A 19,034-nucleotide genomic window follows, 5' to 3' on the forward strand; every position below is an offset into this window, starting at 1 on the left:
AGTAACTAGAACAGGTTATAGAAGCCCACTTTTGCGGGTCTACCTGCTGTAGAAGAGCCGTGCTCGACACAAATCGTAACGTGTTCTAATCTTCTGTCTAGATGACCACTCCCCGGGAGGCAATCCGTGACGTCAATTGAACAACGCGACGTGCAGGCCGTGCTGGCCGGTATCGACGACCTGTTGCCGGTGCTGCGCGAGCGCGCACAGCTGACCGAAGACCTGCGCCAGGTGCCGCAGGAGTCTATCGACAGTCTGAACGACATCGGCTTCTTCAAGCTGCTGCAGCCCGCCCAGTGGGACGGCCTCGAAGCCGATCCCACGCAGTTCTACGAGGCGGTCCGCCGCATCGCCAGCGCCTGCGGTTCCACCGGTTGGGTCGCGTCGATCATCGGCGTGCACAACTGGCACCTGGCACTGTTCGATCAGCAGGCCCAGGAAGACGTCTGGGGCGACGACTCCACCGTCCGCATCTCCTCGTCGTACGCGCCGATGGGTGCGGGTGTCGTGACCGAGACCGGTGACGGCTACATCGTCAACGGCGCCTGGAACTGGTCCTCGGGTTCGGAGCACGCCACTTGGGCGTTCCTCGGCGGCCCGGTGATCAAGGACGGCCGCCCGGTCGATTTCGGCAGCTTCCTGATCCCGCGCACCGAGTACACCATCGACGACGTGTGGAACGTGGTCGGCCTGCGTGGCACCGGTAGCAACACGGTCGTCGTCAAGGACGTCTTCGTGCCGCGCCACCGCTTCCTGTCGTACAAGTCGATGAACGACGGCACCGCCGGCGGCTACCAGACCAACACCGCCCCGGTCTACAAGATGCCGTGGGGCACTGTGCATCCCACCACCATCTCGGCGCCGATCGTCGGTATGGCCTACGGCGCCTACGACGCGCATGTCGAGCACCAGGGCAAGCGCGTCCGTGCGGCGTTCGCCGGTGAGAAGTCCAAGGACGACCCGTTCGCCAAGGTCCGCATCGCCGAGGCCGCCAGCGACATCGACGCCGCGTGGCGTCAGCTGATCGGCAACGTCGCGGACGAGTACGCCCTGCTGGTCGCCGGCAAGGAGATTCCGTTCGAGCTGCGGGCCCGCGCCCGTCGCGACCAGGTGCGCGCCACCGGCCGCGCCATCGCGTCCGTCGACCGGCTCTTCGAGGCGGCCGGCGCCACCGCGCTCGCCAACGGCACTCCGCTGCAGCGCTTCTGGCGTGACGCCCACGCCGGTCGGGTGCACGCCGCCAACGAGCCCGAGCGGGCGTACCTGATCTTCGGCAACAACGAATTCGGTCTGCCGCCCGCAGACACCATGGTCTAAGGGGATATTCGGTCAATGACTGTGATCAAGGCCCTCGGCTACATGCGCATCGAGGCCACCGACATGGCGGCCTGGCGCGAGTTCGGGCTCAAGGTGCTCGGCATGATGGAGGGCGAGGGCACCAACCCTGACGCTCTCTATCTGCGGATGGACGACGTCGCGGCTCGCCTGGTGATCGTGCCGGGCGAGAAGGACCGCCTGCTGGCCTCGGGCTGGGAGGTCGCCGATGCGCCTGCCCTCGAGCAGCTGAAGGAAACCCTGACCGCGAATAGTGTCGCCTTCTCCGAGGGCACCAAGGACGAGCTGCTCGACCGCAAGGTCGAGGGCATGATCAGCTTCCAGGATCCCGCCGGCAACACCCTCGAGGTGTTCTACGGCATCCAGTACCTGGGTCGTCGTTTCGTCAGCCCCTACGGCCACAAGTTCGTCACTGCCGAGCAGGGCCTCGGGCACGTCGTCCTGACCTGCGACGACGACGCCGCGGCTCAGGCGTTCTACCAGAACGTCCTGGGCTTCCGGCTGCGTGACTCGATGCGGCTGCCGCCGCAGATCGCGGGCCGCCCGGCCGATGGCGACCCGGTGTGGCTGCGCTTCTACGGCTGCAACCCGCGTCACCACGCGCTGGCGTTCATGCCCATGCCCAACCCGACGGGCATCGTGCACCTGATGGTCGAGGTGGAGAACTCCGACGACGTCGGCCTCTGCCTGGACCGCGCCAACCGCAAGAAGGTCAAGATGTCGGCCACGTTGGGTCGGCACATCAACGACAAGATGCTGTCCTTCTACATGAAGACGCCGGGTGGCTTCGACATGGAATTCGGTTGCGAGGGACTCGAAGTCGAGGACGAGAGCTGGATCGCCCGCGAGAGCGTCGGCATCAGCCTGTGGGGCCACGACTTCAGCGTCGGGTTCAAGTAGGCTCGCGCGGCATGAGCGACGAGCGCTTGCGCGAGGAGCATCGAACATGAGCGACACCCAGATCGACCCCCGCACATTCCGAAATGTGCTCGGGCAGTTCTGTACCGGCATCACCGTCATCACCACCGTGCATGACGGTGTGCCGGTCGGTTTCGCCTGCCAGTCGTTCGCCGCGCTGTCGCTGGATCCCCCGCTGGTCCTGTTCTGCCCGACGAAGCACTCGCGGGCCTGGAAAGCCATCGAGGCCAGCGGCAAGTTCTGCGTCAACATGCTGCACGAGAACCAGCAGCACGTGTCGGCGCAGTTCGGTTCCCGGGCCGAGGACAAGTTCGCCGGAATCGGTTGGAGCCCTTCGGAATTGGGTTCCCCGGTGCTCGACGGCACGCTCGCGCACATCGACTGCGAGGTGCACTCCGTGCACGACGGCGGCGACCACTTCGTGGTGTTCGGCGCGGTGCAGTCGATGTCTGAGCCCCCGGCGGTCAAGCCCCGTCCGCTGCTGTTCTACCGCGGCGAGTACACCGGCATCGAGCCGGACAAGAACACCCCGGCGCAATGGCGCGATGATTTGGAAGCGTTCTTGACCACGACAACCGAGGACACCTGGCTATAGTCGCGCCATGAGCGCGCCGATCCGGTCCGGATTGCGGCGGGTTGTCCTGGCCTCCATGGCCGGCACCGTCGTGGAGTGGTACGAGTTCTTCCTGTACGGCACCGCTGCCACGATCGTGTTCAGCAAGGTGTTCTTCGGGCAGAGCGGCAGCGATCTCGACGCGATCTTCGCGGCCTTCGTCACCTACGCGGTGGGCTTCGTCGCGCGCCCGCTCGGCGGTGTGGTGTTCGGTCACTTCGGTGACAAGTTCGGCCGCAAGACGCTGCTGCAGTTCTCGCTGTTGCTGGTCGGTTCGGCCACCTTCCTGATGGGCTGCCTGCCGACCTTCGGGCAGATCGGTTATTGGGCGCCGACCATGTTGGTGGTACTGCGGTTCATTCAGGGCTTCGCGGTCGGCGGCGAATGGGGCGGCGCGGTGCTCCTGGTCGCCGAGCACAGTCCCGCGCAGAGCCGGGGATTCTGGTCCAGCTGGCCGCAGGCCGGGGTGCCGGTGGGCAACATCCTGGCGACCGTCGTGCTGCTGACGCTGACCGGGACGCTGCCCGAATCGGAGTTCCTGTCCTGGGGCTGGCGGGTGGCGTTCTGGCTGTCGGCGGTGGTGGTGCTGGTCGGCTACTACATCCGGACCAAGGTGACCGATGCGCCGATTTTCGTTGCGGCGCAACAGGAAGCCGAGGCGTTCAAGGCATCGTCATTGAGCGTGGTGGAGGTGCTCCGGTACTACCCGGGCAAGGTGCTGACCGCCATGGGTCTGCGGTTCGCCGAGAACATCATGTACTACCTGGTGGTCACGTTCTCGATCACCTATCTGAAAGTGCATGCGGGCGTGAGCACTTCGTTGATCCTGTGGTACCTGCTGGTGGCTCACGCGGCGCACCTGGTGGCAATCCCGTTGGTGGGAAAGCTCTCCGACCGCATCGGCCGCCGGCCCGTGTACCTGATCGGGACGCTGCTCACCGCGGTCTGGGGCTTCGTCGCGTTCCCGATGATGGACAGCAAGCACTACTTCGTCATCATGAGCGCGATCACCGCGGGCCTGGTGGCGCACGCCTTCATGTATGCGCCGCAACCCGCATTGATGTCCGAGATGTTCCCGACTCGGATGCGCTATTCCGGTGTGTCCCTTGGCTATCAGGTGACGGCGATCTTCGCCGGTTCACTCGCGCCGATCATCGCGGTGCGGTTGTTGAAGGACTTCCACTCATCGGTGCCGATCGCGCTGTATCTGGCGGGGGCCTGCGTGGTGACGCTGGTCGCGCTGGCGTTCGCCAAGGAGACCAAGGGGATCGATCTGGCCGACGTCGACCGCGCCGACAGCGAGCGAGCAGTGGTCGGGTGAGCTAGGACCCGTCCTGCATCGCGGCTTCCCACAGCCCGCGGCCCAGTTCCGACAGTCGCAGCGCGAGCTTCTCCACGCGCGCGGGGAAGGGGCCGCGCGAGGCGTCCTTGATGGCCTTCAGCACCATCGATTCCGCGCTGAGGATTTCGTAGTCGGCCTTCAGATCCGGGTCCTCGGGGACGGTCTCGACCAACCCGAGCGCCAGCAGGTGGCTGACGTACTGCGGCACCATCAGGGGCAGGGCGACGTTGGCGGTGCGGCCGATGAGGCACGCGTTCTCCAGCGTCGCGACACTGCGGTTCCGGGGGTAGATGTTCACCAGCGGTGACGACTCGTTGTCGGACAGCGCGCCGATGATGCGGGCCTCGTCGGCCACCAGCTGATCGAGCAGTCGGTGATAGAGCTCGGTCTTACCGTCGGAAGTGCTCTGATCCAGGGCGCGGTCGAGCAGGCCGCCGAGCTTGCCGTGCAGTGACTGGGTGGCGGGTTGCTTTTGCTGCTTCTGCGGCGCCGGCGCCGGGGTGCGGTCCGGGGACATCTCGATGGCTTCGACGGTGGTCTTGGTCGCGATCGCAATCTGCTCGCCGCCCCAGGCCGCCAGCTTGAAACCGAACTTCGCGACGCCGAGGGCGCGGTTGGCCAGGCCGAGCGGATCGAATCGCTTCGGGATCGCCAAACCACCGCGCGGCGTCGAGATCGCGATGGCGATCTCCCCGATGGGCGTGGACAGCTTGATGCCGTGCCGTTCTAGGCCCTCGCGGTTCACCGGTAAGTCGTCAGTAACTTCCGGTTCTGGGTTGTCGGTTTCCTGGGACATTGCGGACCGATGGTACCGGGCTGCCGTCTGATCTCGGTGGTTGTGTGGCAAACGCCTCAGCGGCCGGCAACAGGCACGTCAGGAGGCGGCGAGCCAGGGCCCCAGGCGGCGCAGCGCTTCTTCGATGTCGGACTTCGGTCCGGCGAATGACAACCGCACGAACGAGCCGCCGTGCTGGGTGTCGAAGTCGACGCCCGGTGCGATCGCCAGACCGGTGTCGGCCAGGAGCTTCTCGCAGAACGCGAGCGAGTCCGTGGAGTACTTCGAGATGTCGGCGTACACGTAGAACGCGCCGTCTGCCGGTGCCAGCTTGTCGAGACCCACCTCGGCCAGCCCGGCGAGTAGCAGCGCCCTGTTCTCCGCGTAGTGGTGCACCAAGGCGTCGGCCTCGGCGATGGCCTCCGGCGTGAACGCCGCGACGGCCGCGTACTGCGGCAGCGTCGGTGGGCAGATGGAGAAGTTGCCGGTCAGGCAGTCGACGGCCCGGCGCAGCGGCTCGGGTACCAGCAGCCACCCCAGCCGCCAGCCGGTCATGGCGAAGTACTTCGAAAAACTGTTCACCACAATGGCGTTGCGCGAGGTCTCCCAGGCGCAGCTGGTCGCGGGCGCGTCGTCGTAGATGAGGCCGTGGTAGAGCTCATCGCTGATCAACTGCACGGAGTTGTCGTCGCACCAGGTGGCGATGGCGGCCAGATCCTCGGCCGGCAGCACGGTGCCCGTCGGGTTGTTGGGGCTGGCGATGATCAGCCCCTTCACCGGCGGGTCCAGCTGCTCCAACATGGAAATGGTTGGGTGGAAACGGGTTTCGGGGCCGCAGGGCACTTCGACGACCTCACAGCCCAAGGCCGACAGGATGTTTCGGTAGCAGGGATAGCCCGGGCTGGCCACCGCGACGCGGTCGCCGACGTCGAAGCACGACAGGAACGCGAGTAGGAAGCCGCCGGTGGACCCGGTGGTGATGACGACCGCGTCCGGTTCCACCTCGACGCCGTACCGGTCGAGGTACGACTTGGCGATCGCCTCACGCAGCTCCGGAATGCCCAGGGCGACGGTGTATCCGAGGTTGTCGTTGGCCAGCGCCTCGGCGGCAGCGGCCCGGATGGGCGCCGGTGCCTGTGCGGCGGGTTGTCCCGCCGACAGGTTCACCAGGTCGCCGTGGCTGCGCTGGCGCTCGGCCGCGGCCAGCCACACGTCCATGACATAGAACGGTGGAATGCCTGCGCGCAGAGCTACCGGATTGGTCATGCTTCGACGTTAAAGCAGGGCGACGTCAGAGCAGAACTTCGGCTTCGAGGCGACGCAGGTGCTCCCGCGACGACCCGAGCAGCTGGGCACTGCCGTGCGCCCGCTTGAAGTAGAACTGGATGTCGCTCTCCCAGGTGATGGCGATGCCGCCGTGCATCTGGATCGCTTCGCCGGCAACGGCATTGAATGCTTCGGTGGCCATATACCGGGCCAGCGATGCACTCGTGGGCGTCGGGTCGGCGATGGCGTCGTTGACGATCGACCGGGCGGCCGACACCTTGACGTACAGGTCCGACATCCGGTGCTTGAGCGCCTGGAAGCTGCCGATCGGGCGGCCGAACTGCACGCGGTCCTTGGAGTAGGCGACGGTCAGGTCCAGGCAGCGGCTCGCGGCTGCCACCTGCTCGACGGCCATCAGGATGGCCGCGGTGTCCGCCAGGCCGGGGTCGGCACCGAGGACGGCGGTGCTGCCGGGCGACACGGCGGCGAGCCGGCGGGTCGGGTCCATCGCGGTGGCCGGGGTGACGGTGTTGTCGGTCCAGCGGATCAGCTGGCCGTCCTGCGCGGCGATCACCACGTCGGCGACGTCGCCGTTGATGACGTAACCGGCGTCGAAAACGACTGTGCCGATGGAGGTTCCCTCGGCCAGGCCCTCGAGCGGCTCTTCCTCGCCGACGGTGAGCAGAGCCAGTTCGGCCAGCGTGGTGCCGAGCAGCGGCGTCGGGACCAGGTTCTTGGCCAGCTCCTCGAGCACGACTGCGGCGTCGCCCAATTCGCCACCGGCGCCGCCGAGCTCCTCGGGCACGACCAGCGCCGCGGCGCCGACCTGCTCGCACATCAGCTGCCAGAGGTTCTCGTCGTAGCCCTTCTCGGACTCGATAGCGGCCCGGACCGCTTCAGGGCCCGCGTGCTTCTCGACCAGCGCTGCGACGGTGGCGCGCAGCATCTCCCGTTCTTCGCTCACAATCACAGTCCTTCCAGCACGCGGGTCCGGTGCCACGTCGAATCGCCCCACGCCGAACGCAGCGCCTGGGTGCGCAGCAGCAACAACGACAGGTCGTGTTCCTGCGTGAAACCGATGGCGCCGTGGGTCTGCAGCGACGAGCGAGCGGCCAGCAGCGCGGCCTCGTTGGCAGCGACCTTGGCGGCGCTCACGTCGCGGGCCAGTGTGGGCGAGCCGTCGGCCAGGGCCAGGGCAGCGCCGTAGACCAGCGGACGGGCCAGCTCGACGGCGATGTGCACGTCGGCCAGCTTGTGCTTGATGGCCTGGTACGACCCGATCACGGTGCCGAACTGAGTGCGCTGCTTGGCGTACTCGACAGCCATGTCGAGCATCGCCTGACCGGCGCCGACCAGCTGCGCGGCGGTGGCCAGCGCACCGAACTCGAAAGCCTTTGCGGTGTCGGCCGGTTGGGCCTCGCCGGTGGCGGTCACGTCGAACAGATGGCGGGCCGGGTCGACGGACTGGTGCTCAGCACCGATGGTCGCGTCCTGCACCTGACCATCGGAGGCCAGCAGGATCAGGCCGGCGGTGTCGGCATCGACGGCCCGCGGGGCCAGCGGCGGCTGGGCCACCGTGGCGATGAGCTCACCGGAAGCCAGCCCTTCCGAACGCTTATCCGATGCCAGCAGCACCGGGGCCACCGCAATGGATTCGGCGACCGGACCGGGCACGGCCCAGTAGCCCAGACGCTCAAGGGCGACAACCAGATCCACCGGATGCGCGCCGATGCCGTCGAATTCCTCCGGCACGTTCAGTGCGGTGACGCCCAGGTCGGCCAGCGTCGACCAGACCTTGCGGCCGGGGGCGGCGTCGGCCGCCTTCTCGACCCCGCCCCACGCGCGCACCGCGGCGGGGACATCGGCGGCACCCAACGCGGCATCGATGCTCGCAGCGAAATCGCGCTGCGATTCGTCCAATTCAAAGAACACGGTCTGAATCTCTCTTATTTGCGGGGCAGGCCCAGCAGGCGCTCGGCGATGATGTTGCGCTGAATTTCGTTGGTACCGGCGTAGATCGGGCCGCCCAGGGCGAACAGCAATCCCTCGGTCCAGTGGTCGTACAGCTCGGCGTCGGCGCCGCGCAGGTCGAGCGCGGTCTGGTGCAGGGCGACGTCCAGCTCGGACCAGAACACCTTGGTCACCGAGGACTCGGCGCCCAGTTCGCCACCGCTGGCCAGCCGCGTGACGGTGCCGAAGGTGTGCAGACGATAGGCCTGAGCCTTGATCCAGGCGTCGGCCACGCGCTCGGCATAGGCCGGGTTCTGGTCGACCTTCCATTGCGCGACAAGGCGTTCGGCAGGGGCGACGAAGCGCGCCGGACTGCGCAGCGACATGCCGCGCTCATTGCTCGACGTGCTCATGGCGGCGGTCCAGCCGTTGTGCACCTGGCCGATGACGTCCTCGTCGGGGACGAACACGTCGTCGAGGAAGATCTCACCGAAGCCGGTCTCACCGCCCAGCTGGGCGATCGGACGGACCGTGATGCCCTCGGCCTTCAGGTCGAACATGAAGTAGGTGAGGCCCTTGTGCCGCTGGGCTTCTGGGTCGGAGCGGAACAGGCCGAAGCCGCGCTCGCCGAACGGAGCGCGTGAGCTCCAGATCTTCTGGCCGTTGAGCTTCCAGCCGCCCTCGACCTTGGTCGCAGTCGAGCGCAGGGAGGCCAGGTCGCTGCCGGATTCGGGCTCGGACCAGGCCTGCGCCCAGATCTCTTCGCCGGAGGCCATTTTCGGCAGGACCCGCTGCATCTGCTCCGGGGTGCCGTGCGCGAACAGTGTCGGCGCCAGCATCGCGGTGCCGTTGGCAGAGGCCCGGCCGGGAGCGCCGGACTTGAAGTACTCCTCCTCGTACACCACCCACTGCAGCATGGTGGCGTCGCGGCCGCCGTACTCCTTGGGCCATGCGATGACCGACAGGCCGGCGTCGAACAGCACCTTGTCCCAGACCCGGTGCTGCTCGAAGCCTTCACGGATGTCGTAGGACTTGGTGGGGAACTTGTCCCTGTTGGACGCCAAGAAGTCGCGGACCTCGGCCCGGAATTCCTCGGTTTCGTCGTCGAATGTCAGATCCATTTACCGGCTCGTCTCTCCGTTTGTCTTTCCCGTCGCTTCGCTCGCCCTGACCGCGGAGCCTTGAAGTTAGCCAAATGTTCTTTGGTGTAGGTCTCCGGTGGGGTCTGCCGACCAGGCTGCTGGGTGCCGTCGGACCCACTCATCGGAACTCCCTCTAACAAAGCAAGTGCTTGGTAGGTTAGCCTACAAGGGTGATAGAGGTCCAGACGTTCCGGGCTGAGGTCCGGCAATGGCTTGCCGACAACCTCGTCGGTGAATTCGCAGCTCTGAAAGGCCTTGGTGGCCCCGGTCGGGAGCACGAGGCTTACGAAGAGCGACGCGCGTGGAACCAGCACCTGGCCGCGGCGGGCCTGACCTGCCTGGGCTGGCCGGAGGAGCATGGTGGCCGCGGCTTGTCGGTCGCGCACCGCGTCGCCTTCTATGAGGAGTACGCCAAGGCGGACGCCCCGGACAAGGTCAACCACCTCGGTGAGGAACTGCTCGGCCCGACGCTCATCGCGTACGGCACCGAGGAGCAGAAGAAGCGCTTCCTGCCGAACATCCTCAACGTCACCGAACTGTGGGCCCAGGGCTATTCGGAGCCCGGCGCCGGCAGCGACCTGGCGAACGTCTCGACCTCGGCCGAACTCGTCGGCGACGAATGGGTCATCAACGGCCAGAAGGTGTGGACCTCGCTGGCGCACTGGGCGCAGTGGTGCTTCGTCGTGGCGCGCAGCGAAAAGGGCTCAAAGCGTCACCACGGCCTGTCCTACCTGTTGGTGCCGCTGGACCAGCCGGGCGTCGAGATCCGTCCGATCGTTCAGCTGACCGGCGACTCCGAGTTCAACGAAGTGTTCTTCGACGACGCCCGTTGCGACGCGTCGCTGGTCGTCGGTGAGCCCGGTCAGGGCTGGGGCGTGGCGATGGCGACGCTGACCTTCGAGCGCGGTGTTTCAACGCTCGGCCAGCAGATCCGCTACAAGCGTGAACTCGAAGGCCTGATCGGCGTCGCCAAGTCGTCCGGCGTCATCGATGACCCGCTGATCCGGCACAAGCTGACCGAGTCGTGGACCGGCCTGCAGGCCATGCGGTCGTACGCGATGGCCACCATGGACGTCGAGCAGCCCGGTCAGGACAACGTGTCAAAGCTGTTGTGGGCCAACTGGCATCGCGAGCTCGGCGAGATCGCCATGGACGTGCAGGGCATGGCCGGGCTGACGCTGCCCGGCGGCGAGTTCGACGAGTGGCAGCGCCTGTACCTGTTCTCGCGTTCGGACACCATCTACGGCGGGTCCAACGAAATCCAGCGCAACATCATCGCCGAGCGCGTGCTCGGCCTACCCCGAGAGGCCAAGGGCTGATGGATCTGTCAATCGCTCCCACCGAGGTTGAGGGCCACGGCCTCCTGAAGGGCAAGGTCGTCCTCGTGACGGCAGCCGCCGGCACCGGCATCGGCTCGTCCACCGCCCGTCGGGCGCTGCTGGAAGGCGCCGATGTCGTGGTGTCCGATTACCACGAGCGTCGCCTCAACGAAACGCGTGACCAACTGGCCGCACTCGGCCTGGGCAAGGTCGAGGCCGTCGTCTGCGACGTGACCTCGACCGAGGCCGTCGACGCCCTGATCACCGCGGCCGTCGAGAAGATGGGCCGGCTGGATGTGCTGGTCAACAACGCCGGCCTGGGCGGGGAGACCCCGCTGGTCGACATGACCGACGACGAGTGGGACCGCGTCCTCAACGTCACCCTGAACTCGGTGATGCGGGCGACCCGTGCGGCACTGCGGTACTTCCGCGGCGTCGAGCACGGCGGTGTGATCGTCAACAACGCCAGCGTGCTGGGTTGGCGCGCGCAGCACTCGCAGTCGCACTACGCCGCGGCCAAGGCCGGCGTCATGGCGCTGACCCGTTGCAGCGCAATCGAAGCCGTCGAGTACGGGGTGCGGATCAACGCGGTGTCCCCGAGCATCGCGCGGCACAAGTTCCTGGAGAAGTCGGCCGATGCCGAGCTGCTGAACCGGCTGTCCTCCGACGAGGCCTTCGGCCGTGCCGCCGAGCCGTGGGAAATCGCCACCACCATCGCGTATTTGGCCAGCGACTACTCCAGCTACCTGACCGGCGAGATCATTTCGGTGTCGAGCCAGCGGGCGTAGTTTTCATCCGGCCGCGAGGTTCGGATATATGCACTTGCCCGCCCGATTGCGACAATGTTGCCGCAATTAGGCGGGCATTTTCATGTGCGGCTGGCTCGCGATCTCGCGAGCCTGACGTGGTGGCGGACCCTCTCGATCAGATGATCGCCTGCTCCTGCAAGCCCGCGATCCGCGCCGCGTCATAGCCCAGTTCACCGAGTATCTCCGCGTTGTGCTCGCCGATCACTGGCGGCGCGAGGCGGATCGTCGCTGGCGTGGCACCCATACCCGCCAGCGGGCTGCCGATCAGGTCGACCGATCCGGCGGCGGCCCATGCATGCGGCGTCGTCGCGCGCAGGCCCCGGTGCTGCACCTGCGGATCTTCCCAGACCTCCGCCAGATCGTTATAGCGCGCGGCCGGGATGCCCACGCTGTCGAACTTCGCCTGGAGCTCCTCCGTCGTGAACTGCCGGCTCCACACGTTGATGATGTCGATCAACTCCGCGCGATTGATCTTGGCCCGCTTGGCGTTGGTGTCGAAGCGCGGGTCGGCGTAGAGCTCGGGCTGGCCCATCAACTCCGACATGCGCCGCCAGTGAGCGTCGCTCCCGGCCGTGATGTACGTCATGCCGTCGCGCGCATGGATGAGGTCGGCGGGGCCGCCGCCGTTGCCGCCATTGCCCAGACGCTCCGCCTGGACGCCGCTGATCAGATAGTCCTGCATGATGTGGCAGATCATCGCCACGGAACTGTCGAGCAGCGCCATGTCGATGTGCTGGCCCTCGCCGGTGTTGTTGCGATGGTTCAGCGCGGCGAGGATCGCGATGGCGCTGTTGTGGCCGGTCACGAAATCGACGAGGCTGGGACCGGCTTTCACTGGCCCCGCGCCGGGTTGGCCTTCGGGGATGCCGGTCACGGCCATCATGCCGCCGCTCGCCTGGAACAACCCGTCGTAGCCCGCGCGCGCCGCCATTGGCCCGGTCTGGCCAAAGCCGGTGATCGAGCAGTAGATGAGGCGGGGATTGATCGCCTTCAGGCTCTCGTAGTCCAGCCCGAACCGCTTGAGGTCGCCGACCTTGTAATTCTCGATCAGGATGTCCGCGGTCTTGACCAGGGCACGCAGGATGTCCTGCCCCTCCGGCTTGGAGTGGTTGACCGTGATCGACCGCTTGTTGCGGTTCGACGCGGTGAAGAAGCCGGACTGGCGAAGGTCCTTGCCGTCCTTGCCCTCGACCGAGGCAAGACCGTAACCGCGCCCTTCGTCACCGCTGCCCGGTCGCTCCACCTTGATGACGTCAGCGCCGAGGTCGCCCAGTATCTGCGCGCTGATCGGGCCGGCGAAGACGCGGGTCATGTCGATGACCCGGATACCCTCCAGGGCACGCTGTGTCGTGCTCATGATCTCCTGCTACTCATCCATTTCAAGTCGTGCTGCGCGCAAGCATAGGGCTCGAATCGAAGCGCCCGACGCTTTACGCACCCCATCTATCGGTCGCGGTCGAGAACCGCGCGTGTGACCTCGCCCGCTCTCAGGGCCGCGATCGCCTCAACGTGCGCGACCCCTGTGAGCAGTCGATCTTTGTGTACGTGGTGGCCAAGTCAACACCGGCCCGACCTACCCTAGCAAGCGCTTGGTTTCCACGCTGTTGCGATGGCGTCTGAATCGCCAGCACTCGCTATATATCTGCACAGTTTCTTCACAATCGCTGCCGGTAAGCCCCACAAACCGCGCTTACAGTCGTAAAGCGTGAAGCGAATCCTGGTGGTCGACGACGAGCCGACCATCCTGTCCTCGGTCGCGACCCGGCTGCGTGCCGAATCGTTCCAGGTGGAGACGGCCGTCGATGGGCCCTCGGCGGTGGCTGCAGCGGCAGCGACGCAGCCCGACCTGGTGGTGCTGGATGTCATGCTGCCCGGCTTTGACGGGCTGGAGGTGTGCCGGCGCATCCAGGCGGGGCGTCCGGTGCCGGTGCTCATGTTGACCGCGCGCACCGACGAGACCGACATGTTGATCGGTCTGGGGATCGGAGCCGACGACTATCTGACCAAACCGTTCAGCATGCGCGAGCTGGTTGCGCGGGTGCGGGTGTTGCTGCGTCGCGTGGACCGGGCAACCGGAGACCAGCCGCTGTCAGTGGGGGAGTACCGAATCGATCTCGCCGAGCGTCGCGTGCACCAGGGAGACACCGAAATCCATCTCACCCGAACCGAATTCGATCTGCTGGCCTTCCTCGCCGGACGTCCCCGGGCCGCGGTGGCCCGGGAGACGCTGCTGGAACACGTCTGGGGCTGGGGGTCGGGGGCCGAGACACGCACGGTCGACAGCCACGTCAAGGCGTTGCGCCGCAAGCTCGGTGCGGAACTGATCCGGACCGTCCACGGAGTTGGCTATGCCCTCGAGGTGCCGCGGTGAGCGCCCTTGGCGAACTGTGGGACCGACTACCCAGACCGTTGGACCCGTTCGCGTCCTTCAAGGTCAAGATGGGCCTGCTGGTGGGTGGGGCAATCCTGTTGGCTTCGTTCACCTTCTGGATCGGCGCGAGTTGGCAGTTCCGGTACGCGCTGCTGTCCGCACTGCTGACCTCACTGCTGTTCACCCAGTTTCTGGCGCACGGCATGACCTCTCCGCTGCGGCAGATGACCGCCGCGGCCCGAGCAATGGCCAAGGGCGACTACAGCATTCGGGTCCGAGCCACCTCACGCGATGAAATCGGCCAGCTGGCAACGGCATTCAATCAGATGGCAGCTGATCTCGGCGCCGCCGACGAGTACCGGCGCGGGCTGATCGGCAACGTATCCCACGAACTGCGCACGCCCATCACCGCATTGCAGGCGGTGCTGGAGAACGTGGTGGACGGGGTGGTCGAACCCGACGCGCAGACCATGCGGTTGGCGCTGTCTCAGACCGAGCGCCTCGGCGAACTGGTGACCGATCTGCTGGACCTGTCCCGGCTTGAAGGCGGGGCAATTCCATTGCAGATCAGTCGGTTTGATGTGGACGCGTTCCTGCGCGCGGCTGTCGAGCACGTGTCGGTATCGGCGGGTGACGTGCCGGTGGTGGTCGAGGTGTCTCCGCCGGGGCTGACGGCACTGGCTGATCCGGCACGGTTACGGCAGGTGGTGGTCAACCTGGTGGACAACGCGATTCGGCACAGCCCGGCAGGCGGCAGTGTGACGGTGCGCGCGACCCGCGAGGCATCAGACTTGCGGCTCGAGGTGGCCGATCAAGGCCCGGGTATCGCGTCGGCGGAGCGCGAGCGGGTCTTCGAACGATTCACCCGCGGTGCCACCTCTGACGGCGGCACCGGTCTGGGCCTGGCGATCGCCCGCTGGGCAGTCGAATTGCACGGCGGCGTCATCGACGTGGCGGAGACGAAAGTGGGATGCCGCTTCAGGGTGAGCATTCCGGAATCAGAGGAGCAGTCGGCATGACGACGTTGATGGGTTACCCAGGGCAGCCGATGGTTCCGCCGCTGATCGGGCCGGCGCTGCCACGCCGCGGTGAACCCGGCTGGACGATGTTGCCGCGGCGGGTCTGGCCGATCAGCCCGCTGGCGGCAGCGCCACATCGGGTCGTCCTGCTTGCCGTGGTGGCCGGTCTGCTCGGCACCGCGTTGTGGCGGCCGTCGTCGCTGAGCATCGGCTACCTCGTCGTTGGCGTGATGGTCTTCGCCGTCGTGTACGGCACTGCCGGGCGTCGCCCGACGCGCACCGAGTGGGTCGGCGTGGCGCTGACCCTGGCGCTACTTGCAGTGCCCGCGCTACTGGCCGCTGACTGGCTGGGCGTGCTGTGCATCATGGCGGCCTGGATCGTCGGATGGTGCACGTTGTTCGGTGGGCGCACCTGGACCGCCGTCGTGACCGGCCCGTTCCTGGCATGGGCGCTGCCGGTTCGCGTCCTCGGTTGGGCGCGACGCGGAGTGTCGGGCCGGGTAGGTATCGCCAACCCGGTTCGCGTTGCCGCCGTCATCGGGCTCACCGTGCTGCTGACATTGGTGTTCGGTGCGCTGTTCGCCTCGGCGGACGCCGCTTTCGCGCATCTGGTGGGCAAGCTGGTGCCGCGCTTCGACGGTGTCGACGTCGTCGCCCGCATCGTGGTCTTCGGCATGGTGGCGGCGTTCGTCCTGGGCGGCGCCTATCTGACGCGGTTCGCGCCGCGGCTGGATGTCCTCGCACCCAAGCCGATGAAGCCGGTGCCGCGCTGGGAGTGGGCGGTGCCGCTCGGGGTGCTCGACGCGCTGTTCATCGCGTTCGTGGCGGTGCAGGCCGCGGTGCTGTTCGGCGGTCATACCCACGTGCTGGAAACCGAGGGGCTGACGTACGCCGAGTACGCGCGGCAGGGCTTCTGGCAGTTGTTGTGGGTGTCGGCGCTGACCCTGTTGGTGCTGAGCGTGGTGATCCGGGTCGCGGGGCGCGTGACCGCCGGTGACCGCCGCGTTCTTCGGGTGTTGGCCGGAATCCTTTGCGCCACTTCGGTTGTCGTGGTGATCTCGGCGATCCACCGGATGTGGCTGTATCAGCAGGCCTACGGATTCAGCACCGACCGGTTGATGGTGATCACCATCGAACTCTGGTTGGGTGCCGTGTTCCTACTGGTCGCCGTGGCGGGAGTGCGAATGTCTGGACGCTGGTTGCCGCACGCCGTGCTGGCGGCCGGGGTCGTGGCGCTGCTGGGGTTGGCGGCACTCAATCCCGAGCGCCTCGTCGCTGATCGCAACATCGACCGCTTCGAGCAGACCGGCCAACTCGATGCCGAGTACCTGTCCCGGCTGTCGTCGGACATCGATCCCGCGCTGCACCGATTGCCCGAGCGTTTCCGCGCCTGCGTGCGAGCAGACCGCGCGCACGACGACCCGTGGTACCTGTTCAACCTCTCCCGATCGAACGCGGACAGGCCGGTCGGCACCGACCTGCCCGATTACTGCGACCAGTACTGGTCATACCGCGACTAGCGGCGCGAATGTCGGCCGTGCTCTTGTTGTTTCGCGATGAAGCGCCGCCCGCCGTAGTACATCGCCAGGTAGCCGGCGGGGAAGAGTCCGACCGTCAGGATCGAGAGAAACGCGAACTGTAGGTATTGGCCAGCGGCTACTGGGTTGTTCAGAAGTCGGTCGAGGTAGCCGAAGCGTGCGCCCGCGAGTGGCGCGATCGCGACATAGGCAACCAATTCCCAATCGTGGCCGCGGCTATTTGCGAAGGCATATACCGGATACGAGAAGACGATTGCCGCCAATACAAACACCCACCACATCTTCGGCGTGCTGACGTGCGAGCCGTAGGGCTGACGTTCCTCGCTGTAGAACGTCCAGGTTCTGCCGCCGAATGTAATGAAGCGCGTGTGGATGTACGCGATGAACCAGATGCAGCCCGCTGAGAATGCGATCCCACCGAGGGTTTCAGTCCAGCCCCGCGGTAGGCCGATGGCAATAGCGGCCGCAGTAGTGATCGCCGCGCCGGTCCAGAAGGTCGGACGTGCGTAATCCTTGTCGTCTCGGAAGGCGGCGAAGGCCATGACGACAAGCCCGATAACAGCCACCCCGAAAGCCACGTCCCCCACCTCGTCAGCCTATGGCCCCGCTACCTCGCCGAACGTGAGGAAGTTGGCGAGATTTCGGCGATTTTTGGCCATCAAGTTCACGTTCGGCGGGGAACGGGGTTGGTGGGGGAGAATCTGTCCCACGCAGTGGTGACACTCACTCGCCACCACAATCGACCTAACAAGCGCTTGGTTGCTATGCTGTCGGGATGGCGTCTTCACCGCCCAGTCAGCCCGCGAGCAGGCGCGACGAGCTTCTCGTGCTCGCCGCGGCGATGTTCGCTGAGCGTGGGCTGAAGGCAACCACTGTCCGGGACATCGCAGACTCGGCCGGCATCCTGTCAGGCAGTCTCTACCATCACTTCAAATCGAAGGAACAGATGGTCGAAGAGGTCATGCGGGACTTCCTTGATTGGTTGTTCACCCGGTACGAGCAGATCATCGCCACCGAGCCTGATCCGCTGGAGCGCTTCAAAGGTCTTTTCATGGCGTCCTTCGACGCCATCGAGCACCGGCACGCGCAGGTCGTCATCTACCAGGACGAGGCCAAGCGGCTGGGCATCCTGCCGCAGTTCGGCTTCGTCGACGAGCGCAATCGCGAGCAGCGCAAGATGTGGGTCGACGTCCTGAAGCAGGGAATGGCGGAAGGCGTTTTCCGGTCCGACCTGAACGTCGACCTGGTGTACCGGTTCATCCGTGACACCACGTGGGTCTCGGTGCGCTGGTACCAGCCGGGCGGCAAGTTGACCGCCGAGGACGTGGGTCGGCACTACCTGAACATTGTGCTCGGCGGTGTCGCGGTAACGCCGTAACACCTTGCCGTCAAATGAGTTTCACCCAAAGAAGGAGATGAGAAATGGCCGCATCTGAGGCGTACGTCATCGACGCTGTGCGCACCGCCGTCGGCAAGAAAGGTGGTGGCCTCTCCGGTTACCACCCGATCGACCTCGGTGTGGAGGCGTACCGCGGCATCTTCGCCCGCAACGACATCGACCCCGCCGCGTTCGACGACGTCATCGTCGGTTGCGTCGATGCCATCGGTGGTCAGGCCGGAAACATCGGCCGGCTGACCTGGCTGGCCGCCGGCTACGACGAGGGCGTGCCCGGCACCACCGTCGACCGGCAGTGCGGTTCCTCGCAGCAGGCCATTTCCTTTGGCGCGCAGGCCATCATGTCCGGCACCGCCGACCTGATCCTGGCTGCCGGTATCCAGAACATGAGCCAGATTCCGATCAGCTCGGCCATGATCGTCGGCGAGCAGTTCGGCTTCACCTCGCCGACCAACGAGTCGAAGCGCTGGGTGGAACGCTATGGCGACCAGGAGGTTTCGCAGTTCCGCGGCGCCGAGATGATCGCGGAGCAGTGGGACATCTCCCGCGAGGACATGGAGCTGTTCGCGTTCAACAGCCACCAGCGGGCATTTGCCGCGATCCGCGAGGGCCGCTTCGACAACGAGATCATCCCGATCGACGGCTTCAAGGTTGACGAGGGTCCGCGCGAGAGCACCCTGGAGAAATTGGCCTCGCTGAAGGTGCTGGTCGAGGGCGGCCGGCTGACCGCCGCGCTGGCCAGCCAGATTTCCGATGGCGCGTCGGCCACGCTGCTGGCCTCGGAGGCGGCGGTCAAGGCTCACGGCCTCAAGCCACGCGCCCGGATCCACCACATCAGCTGCCGCGGCGACGACCCGGTGAAGATGCTGACCGGCCCCATCCCCGCGACCAAGTACGCGCTGGAGAAGACCGGCCTCACCATGGACGACATCGACGTCGTCGAGATCAACGAGGCCTTCGCGTCCGTCGTGCTGGCGTGGGCCAAGGAGCTCAATGTCGACCTGGCGAAGGTGAACCCCAACGGCGGCGGCATCGCCCTGGGCCACCCGCTCGGCGCCACGGGTGCCAAGCTGTTCGCCACCATGCTCAACGAGCTGGAGCGCACCGGCGGTCGCTACGGCCTGCAGACGATGTGCGAGGGTGGCGGCACCGCCAACGTCACCATCATCGAGCGCCTCTGATACCTGTGCTCGCAGGCACAAACTGCCCCTTTCCTTATGGAGAGGGGCAGTTTTGCGTCT

General features: G+C 66.3%; 18 protein-coding genes. 11 read left to right on the top strand and 7 right to left on the bottom strand.

What is annotated here, in order from left to right:
- The first annotated feature begins 126 nt into the window (after window positions 1-126).
- The 4 genes from hsaA to AC1U2B_RS26010 are packed head-to-tail and all read left to right on the top strand — an operon-like array spanning window position 127 to window position 4,187.
- Window positions 127-1,317 (top strand): 3-hydroxy-9,10-secoandrosta-1,3,5(10)-triene-9,17-dione monooxygenase oxygenase subunit, encoded by a 1,191-nt coding sequence (hsaA, locus tag AC1U2B_RS25995; RefSeq protein WP_133763993.1) that lies wholly within the window; start codon window positions 127-129, stop codon window positions 1,315-1,317.
- A gap of 15 nt (window positions 1,318-1,332) precedes the next feature.
- Window positions 1,333-2,235 carry an iron-dependent extradiol dioxygenase HsaC gene (gene hsaC / locus AC1U2B_RS26000; protein ID WP_480219058.1) on the top strand — a complete coding sequence of 301 codons (903 nt, stop codon included), beginning with the start codon at window positions 1,333-1,335 and terminating at the stop codon, window positions 2,233-2,235.
- Between the two features lie 46 nt (window positions 2,236-2,281).
- Window positions 2,282-2,848, top strand: coding sequence for a 3-hydroxy-9,10-secoandrosta-1,3,5(10)-triene-9,17-dione monooxygenase reductase subunit (gene hsaB, locus AC1U2B_RS26005; protein ID WP_043399985.1), 567 nt, complete (start codon window positions 2,282-2,284; stop codon window positions 2,846-2,848).
- 7 nt (window positions 2,849-2,855) lie between these two features.
- Window positions 2,856-4,187 (top strand): MFS transporter, encoded by a 1,332-nt coding sequence (locus AC1U2B_RS26010; protein ID WP_043399982.1) that lies wholly within the window; start codon window positions 2,856-2,858, stop codon window positions 4,185-4,187.
- 1 nt (window position 4,188) lies between these two features.
- On the opposite strand, the gene AC1U2B_RS26015 is transcribed toward AC1U2B_RS26010, so the two are convergent.
- The 5 genes from AC1U2B_RS26015 to AC1U2B_RS26035 all read right to left on the bottom strand — a co-directional run bounded on the left by AC1U2B_RS26015 (window position 4,189) and on the right by AC1U2B_RS26035 (window position 9,320).
- Window positions 4,189-5,004, bottom strand: a complete 816-nt coding sequence (locus tag AC1U2B_RS26015; RefSeq protein ID WP_110788953.1) for an Abi-alpha family protein — start codon at window positions 5,002-5,004, stop codon at window positions 4,189-4,191.
- 78 nt (window positions 5,005-5,082) lie between these two features.
- Window positions 5,083-6,249: a pyridoxal phosphate-dependent aminotransferase gene (locus AC1U2B_RS26020; protein WP_480219059.1), complete on the bottom strand. Its 1,167-nt coding sequence runs from the start codon at window positions 6,247-6,249 to the stop codon at window positions 5,083-5,085.
- A gap of 25 nt (window positions 6,250-6,274) precedes the next feature.
- Window positions 6,275-7,213, bottom strand: coding sequence for an acyl-CoA dehydrogenase IpdE2 (ipdE2, locus tag AC1U2B_RS26025; protein ID WP_480219060.1), 939 nt, complete (start codon window positions 7,211-7,213; stop codon window positions 6,275-6,277).
- A 2-nt stretch (window positions 7,214-7,215) separates the two neighbouring features.
- A complete protein-coding gene (locus tag AC1U2B_RS26030; protein ID WP_480219061.1) occupies window positions 7,216-8,181 on the bottom strand; it encodes an acyl-CoA dehydrogenase family protein in 966 nt (321 codons plus the stop codon).
- Window positions 8,182-8,195: 14 nt separating this feature from the next.
- Window positions 8,196-9,320: an acyl-CoA dehydrogenase family protein gene (locus tag AC1U2B_RS26035; protein WP_480219062.1), complete on the bottom strand. Its 1,125-nt coding sequence runs from the start codon at window positions 9,318-9,320 to the stop codon at window positions 8,196-8,198.
- 191 nt (window positions 9,321-9,511) lie between these two features.
- Between AC1U2B_RS26035 and ipdE1 the strand changes: the two genes are divergently transcribed.
- On the top strand, window positions 9,512-10,660 hold the full coding sequence (gene ipdE1 / locus AC1U2B_RS26040; RefSeq protein ID WP_043399972.1) for an acyl-CoA dehydrogenase IpdE1: 1,149 nt from the start codon (window positions 9,512-9,514) through the stop codon (window positions 10,658-10,660).
- Entirely contained in the window at window positions 10,660-11,448 is a 789-nt protein-coding gene (ipdF, locus tag AC1U2B_RS26045; protein WP_480219063.1) for a (5R,7aS)-5-hydroxy-7a-methyl-1-oxo-2,3,5,6,7,7a-hexahydro-1H-indene-carboxyl-CoA reductase, read from the top strand. Before ipdE1 ends, ipdF begins: the two co-directional genes overlap by 1 nt.
- Window positions 11,449-11,584: 136 nt before the next feature.
- On the opposite strand, the gene AC1U2B_RS26050 is transcribed toward ipdF, so the two are convergent.
- A complete protein-coding gene (locus AC1U2B_RS26050) occupies window positions 11,585-12,826 on the bottom strand; it encodes a CaiB/BaiF CoA transferase family protein (protein WP_043399966.1) in 1,242 nt (413 codons plus the stop codon).
- Window positions 12,827-13,174: 348 nt separating this feature from the next.
- On the opposite strand from AC1U2B_RS26050, the gene AC1U2B_RS26055 reads away from it, so the two are divergent.
- Genes AC1U2B_RS26055 through AC1U2B_RS26065 form a run of 3 tightly spaced genes read left to right on the top strand, consistent with a single transcriptional unit; the run spans window position 13,175 to window position 16,379 of the window.
- Window positions 13,175-13,840, top strand: a complete 666-nt coding sequence (locus AC1U2B_RS26055; RefSeq protein WP_480219064.1) for a response regulator transcription factor — start codon at window positions 13,175-13,177, stop codon at window positions 13,838-13,840.
- Window positions 13,837-14,859, top strand: coding sequence for a HAMP domain-containing sensor histidine kinase (locus tag AC1U2B_RS26060; protein ID WP_480219065.1), 1,023 nt, complete (start codon window positions 13,837-13,839; stop codon window positions 14,857-14,859). The genes AC1U2B_RS26055 and AC1U2B_RS26060 overlap by 4 nt, the downstream gene beginning before the upstream one ends.
- Window positions 14,856-16,379: a DUF4153 domain-containing protein gene (locus AC1U2B_RS26065; RefSeq protein ID WP_480219066.1), complete on the top strand. Its 1,524-nt coding sequence runs from the start codon at window positions 14,856-14,858 to the stop codon at window positions 16,377-16,379. Before AC1U2B_RS26060 ends, AC1U2B_RS26065 begins: the two co-directional genes overlap by 4 nt.
- On the opposite strand, the gene AC1U2B_RS26070 is transcribed toward AC1U2B_RS26065, so the two are convergent.
- Window positions 16,376-16,975 carry a hypothetical protein gene (locus AC1U2B_RS26070; protein ID WP_480219067.1) on the bottom strand — a complete coding sequence of 200 codons (600 nt, stop codon included), beginning with the start codon at window positions 16,973-16,975 and terminating at the stop codon, window positions 16,376-16,378. The two genes, AC1U2B_RS26065 and AC1U2B_RS26070, sit on opposite strands and share 4 nt — an antisense overlap.
- 197 nt (window positions 16,976-17,172) lie before the next feature.
- Here AC1U2B_RS26070 and AC1U2B_RS26075 point away from each other — a divergent pair, with 197 nt between their 5' ends.
- Window positions 17,173-17,775: a TetR/AcrR family transcriptional regulator gene (locus tag AC1U2B_RS26075; protein WP_260936413.1), complete on the top strand. Its 603-nt coding sequence runs from the start codon at window positions 17,173-17,175 to the stop codon at window positions 17,773-17,775.
- A gap of 44 nt (window positions 17,776-17,819) precedes the next feature.
- Entirely contained in the window at window positions 17,820-18,974 is a 1,155-nt protein-coding gene (gene fadA6, locus AC1U2B_RS26080; RefSeq protein WP_043984562.1) for a steroid 3-ketoacyl-CoA thiolase FadA6, read from the top strand.
- The last annotated feature ends 60 nt before the right edge of the window (window positions 18,975-19,034 follow it).

The sequence above is a fragment of the Mycolicibacterium sp. P4_G11 genome (assembly GCF_056555145.1).